Origin of the sequence: Paracoccus sp. FO-3, from assembly GCF_006386455.1 — a bacterium.
GTDB classification, from domain to species: Bacteria; Pseudomonadota; Alphaproteobacteria; order Rhodobacterales; family Rhodobacteraceae; genus Paracoccus; species Paracoccus versutus.
The window spans coordinates 1-4,773 of the sequence record NZ_VCBQ01000187.1 but is presented as its reverse complement, the minus strand read 5'-3'; the positions used below and the strand labels follow the sequence as shown (position 1 = coordinate 4,773).

Sequence of the window (4,773 nt, the reverse complement as noted above, 5' to 3'; positions counted from 1 at the left end):
CTGGCCCTGCCCGAGCGGGAGGCCGCGCCGACGGCGGCAAAGGCCGCACCCCGGCCGGCCCGGCCGAACCCTCCGGCCCGGCAGGCCGAATCGCTGCCGCTCTTCGCCGCGCTCGATCCGGGCCGGGAACCCGCAGCCGATTGGCTCGGCCGGCTGGTGGCCACCGCCCTGGCGCTGCGCCAGCACGAATTGCAGGGCAAGCCCCTGCCCGCGCAGGCGAAAACCCTGCGCGACGCGCTGGCCGGCGCGCGCTGACGCGCATGGCCGCCCGCTTTCCGGCCCGCGCCGGCGGACTATCCACAGCAATCGAGATTCTTGCCGAAATTTCCGTCCCAGGCCCCTTGTGCTGGCGGCCCGCTTCGCTCTATATGCCCCTCGTCGGGCCGTGGCGCAGCCTGGTTAGCGCGTCCGTCTGGGGGGCGGAAGGCCGCGAGTTCGAATCTCGCCGGCCCGACCATTCCGAAAACGCCCATCCCCGTCCGGGGGTGGGCGTTTCCTTTTGCCGAAAGGGTTTCGCGTGAACGGTGTGCTTCCCGATACGTCCCTGCGCCAGCTGATCGCAAGCGGTGCGATCTCGGCCGACCAGCCGATCCTGCCCGAACAGGTCCAGCCTGCCAGCCTCGACCTGCGCCTGGGCGCGACGGCATGGCGGCTGCGCGCCTCGTTCCTGGCCGGACGCGGGCGCCGGGTCGGCGACCGGCTCAAGGATTTCGAGATGCATCGCATGGACCTTGCCGGCGGCGCCGTGCTGGAAAAGGGCTGCGTCTACCTAGTGCCGCTGATGGAGCGGCTGTCCCTGCCCCAGGGCCTCGACGCGGTCGCCAATGCCAAAAGCTCGACCGGACGGCTCGACCTGCTGACGCGGCTGGTCACCGACGAGGGCACCGAGTTCGACCGCCTGCCCCAGGGCTACGACGGCCCGATCTATGCCGAGATCTGCCCGCGCAGCTTCTCGGTCCTGGTGCGGCCCGGCATGCGGCTGAACCAGCTGCGGCTGCGCCAGGGTCAGGCGGTGCTGTCGGATGCCGAGCTGCGCAAGCTGCACGCGCAGGAGCCGCTGGTGACGGGCGAGGCGCTGATCGACGACGGCCTGGGCTTCTCGGTCGACCTGCGCCCCGGGGCGGGCGACCTGGTCGGCTACCGCGCCCGGCCGCATAGCGGGGTCATCGACCTCGACCGGATCGGCGCCTACCAGGCCCGCGACTTCTGGGACGAGCTGCGCAGCACCGACGGCCAGCTGATCCTCGACCCCGGCGCCTTCTATATCCTGGTCAGCCGCGAGGCGGTGGCGATCCCGCCCGATTACGCCGCCGAAATGGCACCCTACCTGGCGATGGTGGGCGAGTTCCGCGTGCATTACGCCGGCTTCTTCGATCCGGGCTTCGGCCATGGCGCCGCCGGCCGGGGCGCGCGCGGCGTACTCGAGGTGCGCTGCCACGAGGCCCCCTTCGCGCTGGAACACGGCCAGGTCGTCGGCCGCCTGGTCTACGAGCGCATGGCCGCGCGCCCCGAACGGCTCTACGGCAGCGGCATCGCCTCGAACTACCAGGGCCAAGGCCTCAAGCTCGCCAAGCAATTCGCCTGAACAGCCGCCCGTCCTGCATTCTTCCGTGTCCCAATATCCCGGGGGAGTCGCGCGCCAGCGCGACGGGGGCAGAGCCCCCTATCACATCCGCCGGGTGATGCGCGCCGCCTGACGGGCGCGCTTGACCACCTCGCGCATGGTCTTTTCGCGGCTTCGCTGCTGAGGGGTCCGACGCGCGCCCGGCTTGGGCGCATTCATCCGCCGGATGCCCCAGTTCAGCAGCCGGTTCGCGACCTTACGCGTCAGAACGGAAATTAACCGATTAAAATTCATGGCGTTACAGCCAATTCTTCATTCATCTTCGAACAGATCCTCGGCCATGGCCCCGGCATCCTCGCCGTCCGCCTCGCCGAACAGGCCGGGCGCCAGCCCCTCGCCCGGCGGGCGCGATTCCAGCAGGCCCGCCGCGCGCAGCTCGGCCAATCCCGGCAGGTCGCGGGCGCTCTCCAGGCCGAAATGATCCAGGAAGGCCTCGGTCACGACGAACGTCACCGGCCGGCCGGGGGTCTGGCGGCGGCGGCCGATGCGGACCCAGTCCAGCTCGATCAGCTGGTCCAGCGTGCCGCGGCTGACGGCGACGCCGCGGATCTCCTCGATCTCGGCGCGGGTGACGGGCTGGTGATAGGCGATGATCGCCAGGGTCTCGGTCGCGGCGCGCGACAGGCGGCGGCTTTCGACCACGCTTTCCTGCATCAGGAAGCCCAGGTCGGCGGCGGTGCGAAAGGCCCAGGCATCGCCCACCCGCGCCAGCTGCACCCCCCGCCCCTCGTAGCGGGCGCGCAAGGCGCGCAGCGCCTCGGCCGGGTCGCAGCCGGCCGGCAGGCGGGCGGCGATCTCGCGCTGGCTCATCGGCTCGGCCGAGGCGAACAGGATCGCCTCGACCATGCGCTCCTGCTCGGGCAGGGGCGGCGGCGGAAAGCGCTGCGGATCGGGGGCGGTGTCGTCCTGGCTCATTCTGGGCGCCTGCGGATGGTGATCGGGGCGAAGGTGCCGGCCTGGCTGATTTCGACCGCGCCCTGCCGGGCCAGTTCCAGCGTCGCGGCAAAGGTCGCCGCGGTGGCCGAGCGGCGGCGCTGCGGGTCGGCCTCCCACCCCTCGGGCAGGAAGGCGGAAAGCGCGGTCCAGTCGCCGGCATAGCCGATCAGACCGCGCACCCGGTCCAGCGCCTGCTCCATGGTCAGCACGTCGCGGCGGTCGAAGGCATAGGGCCGGAACTCGTCGCGGGTGCGCAGCCTGGCATAGGCGCGCATCAGGTCGATCAGCCCGGCCTGCCAGGCGACCTGGCGCTGCCGGGCGACGGTTTCGGGCGCGCCGCGGGCGAAACGGTCCTGCCCCAGCCGGTCGCGCGCCATCAGCCGCGCCGCCGCCTCGCGCATGGCGTTCAGCCGTTCCAGCTGGAAGGCCAGATGCGCCGCCATCTCCTCGGCCGACGGGCCCTCGGCCTCGGGGTCGGGCGGCAGAAGCAGGCGGGATTTCAGATAGGCCAGCCAGGCGGCCATGACCAGGTAATCGGCGGCCAGCTCGATGCGCAGCGCGCGGGCCTCGTCGACGAAGGCCAGATACTGGTCGGCAAGCTCCAGCATCGAGACCTGCATCAGGTCGACCTTCTGCGTGCGCGACAGCGTGAGCAGCAGGTCCAGCGGCCCCTCGAAGCCCGAGACATCGACGACCAGCACCTCCTCGGCGCGGCGCTCGGCCACGGCCTGCGGCCCAAGCCCCGGCAGATGCGGCGCCGGGTCCGGCGCGGGGTCGGGCACGGGGGTCAGGTAGGGCACCTTGGTCATGTCGCGTCCAGGCTAGGGAACCTGCGCAGAATCCGCGATAGACCGGGCCTAGTCAACCGATCAGGCCGCCAGCCCGCCAAGCGCCGCCAGTTCCGCCCGCAGCGAAGCAATATCCTGCTGCACCGGCGCTCGGCGCAGCGCCAGCGCCGCCTCGGCCCGCGCGACGGCGCGGGGCGCCATGGCGCCGGCGGCGGCGACGATCTCTTCCATCTGCGCCGGGGTCTCGTTGCAGGACAGCACCAGGTCGCAGCCGGCGGCGATGGTGGCGGCAGCGCGCTCGGCCGGGCTGCCGGACAGCGCCTGCATGCCGATGTCGTCGGACATGAGCAGCCCGTCGAAGCCGATCTCGCGCCGGATCAGGTCGATCACGGCGGCCGAGGCGGTGGCGGGCGCATCGTCGATGGCGGCAAAGTGGATATGCGCGGTCATCGCCATGGGCAGGTCGGCAAGCGCGCGGAACGGGGCGAAATCGGTGGCGCGCAGCTCGTCCAGCGAAGCCTCGACCACCGGCAGGTCCTTGTGGCTGTCCACCCGCGCCCGGCCATGGCCGGGCATGTGCTTGACGACCGGCAGCACCCCGGCGGCCAGCATAGCCTGCGCCGCGGCCCGGCCCAGGCGGATCACCGTTTCGGCATCCGAGCCGAGGCAGCGGTTCTTCAGGAAGGGATGGGTCTCGTCGCGGGCCATGTCCAGGACCGGGGCGCAATCGGCGTCGATGCCGACGGCGCGCAATTCCTGCGCCAGCAGGTGATGGTGCAGCCAGACGGCGCGCTCGCCCCGGCCCGCCTGGTCCAGGGGCGCCGGCCAGTCGGTCCAGTGCGGCGCGCGCATGCGCTGGACCCGCCCGCCCTCCTGGTCCACCAGCACCGGAGCGTCGCGGCCCACCGCCTCGCGCAGCTCGGCCGTCAGCCGGCGCAGGCGGTCCGGCGTATCGACGTTGCGCGCAAACAGGATGAAGCCCCAGGGATCGGCGGCGCGAAAGAAGTCGCGCTCGACCCGGCTCAGGTCCGGGCCGGCGATGCCGCCGAGGATGGTGGCGCCGGCCATCTCAGCGGCTCATTTCGCCATGGCGGGGATGCAGTCCACGCCCTCGGCGATCAGCGCCGCGCAGAAGCGCCGCGCCTCGTCGCGCGATTCGAAGCCGGCGGCGCGCAGGCGCCAGAAGCTGCGGCCATTGGCCTTGTGTTCCTGGACCACCATGCCCTTGCCGGCGAAAAGCGCGCCGAACTTGCCCGAGACGCGGTTCCATTCGCCCCGTGCCAGCGCATCGCTGTCGAAGGCGCCGATCTGCACCAGCGGCGCACCCGAGGCGACCTGCGCCGGTGCCGGTGCCGGTGCCGGGGTTTCGGGCGCGGCGGCGGGGCGGCTTTCGGCCGCGGCACGCGCGGGCGCGGCATCGCTGGC

Annotated in this window: 6 protein-coding genes, 1 tRNA gene and 1 pseudogene; 3 read left to right on the top strand and 5 right to left on the bottom strand. The window is 72.3% G+C overall.

The features are described 5' to 3' along the window. The 3 genes and pseudogenes from FE811_RS25825 to FE811_RS25815 all read left to right on the top strand — a co-directional run. Positions 1-255 (top strand): annotated as a pseudogene (locus FE811_RS25825) (MerR family transcriptional regulator); the annotation flags it as partial. A gap of 124 nt (positions 256-379) precedes the next feature. After that, positions 380-457 (top strand) — tRNA-Pro (locus tag FE811_RS25820). A 60-nt stretch (positions 458-517) separates the two neighbouring features. Beyond that, positions 518-1,585 (top strand): 2'-deoxycytidine 5'-triphosphate deaminase, encoded by a 1,068-nt coding sequence (locus FE811_RS25815; RefSeq protein WP_116221067.1) that lies wholly within the window; start codon positions 518-520, stop codon positions 1,583-1,585. Positions 1,586-1,666: 81 nt separating this feature from the next. Here FE811_RS25815 and FE811_RS25810 read toward each other — a convergent pair whose 3' ends face one another. The 5 genes from FE811_RS25810 to FE811_RS25790 all read right to left on the bottom strand — a co-directional run. After that, positions 1,667-1,858: a hypothetical protein gene (locus tag FE811_RS25810; RefSeq protein ID WP_116221068.1), complete on the bottom strand. Its 192-nt coding sequence runs from the start codon at positions 1,856-1,858 to the stop codon at positions 1,667-1,669. Between the two features lie 18 nt (positions 1,859-1,876). Beyond that, positions 1,877-2,539 (bottom strand): SMC-Scp complex subunit ScpB, encoded by a 663-nt coding sequence (scpB, locus tag FE811_RS25805; protein WP_116221069.1) that lies wholly within the window; start codon positions 2,537-2,539, stop codon positions 1,877-1,879. Further along, entirely contained in the window at positions 2,536-3,369 is an 834-nt protein-coding gene (locus FE811_RS25800) for a ScpA family protein (RefSeq protein WP_181180980.1), read from the bottom strand. The genes scpB and FE811_RS25800 overlap by 4 nt, the downstream gene beginning before the upstream one ends. Before the next feature lie 60 nt (positions 3,370-3,429). Then, complete coding sequence (gene nagZ / locus FE811_RS25795; RefSeq protein WP_140849355.1) at positions 3,430-4,416, bottom strand: beta-N-acetylhexosaminidase; 987 nt, start codon at positions 4,414-4,416, stop codon at positions 3,430-3,432. Positions 4,417-4,425: 9 nt separating this feature from the next. Beyond that, positions 4,426-4,773, bottom strand: a 348-nt coding sequence (locus FE811_RS25790) for an SPOR domain-containing protein (protein WP_140849353.1), incomplete at its 5' end; no start/stop codon positions are given.

Coding starts and splice junctions, on each gene's coding strand:
- scpB (WP_116221069.1), bottom strand. CDS start 2,539: ATGAGCCAGGACGACACCGCCCCCGATCCGCAGCGCTTTCCGCCGCCG.
- FE811_RS25800 (WP_181180980.1), bottom strand. CDS start 3,369: ATGACCAAGGTGCCCTACCTGACCCCCGTGCCCGACCCCGCGCCGGAC.
- FE811_RS25810 (WP_116221068.1), bottom strand. CDS start 1,858: ATGAATTTTAATCGGTTAATTTCCGTTCTGACGCGTAAGGTCGCGAAC.
- nagZ (WP_140849355.1), bottom strand. CDS start 4,416: ATGGCCGGCGCCACCATCCTCGGCGGCATCGCCGGCCCGGACCTGAGC.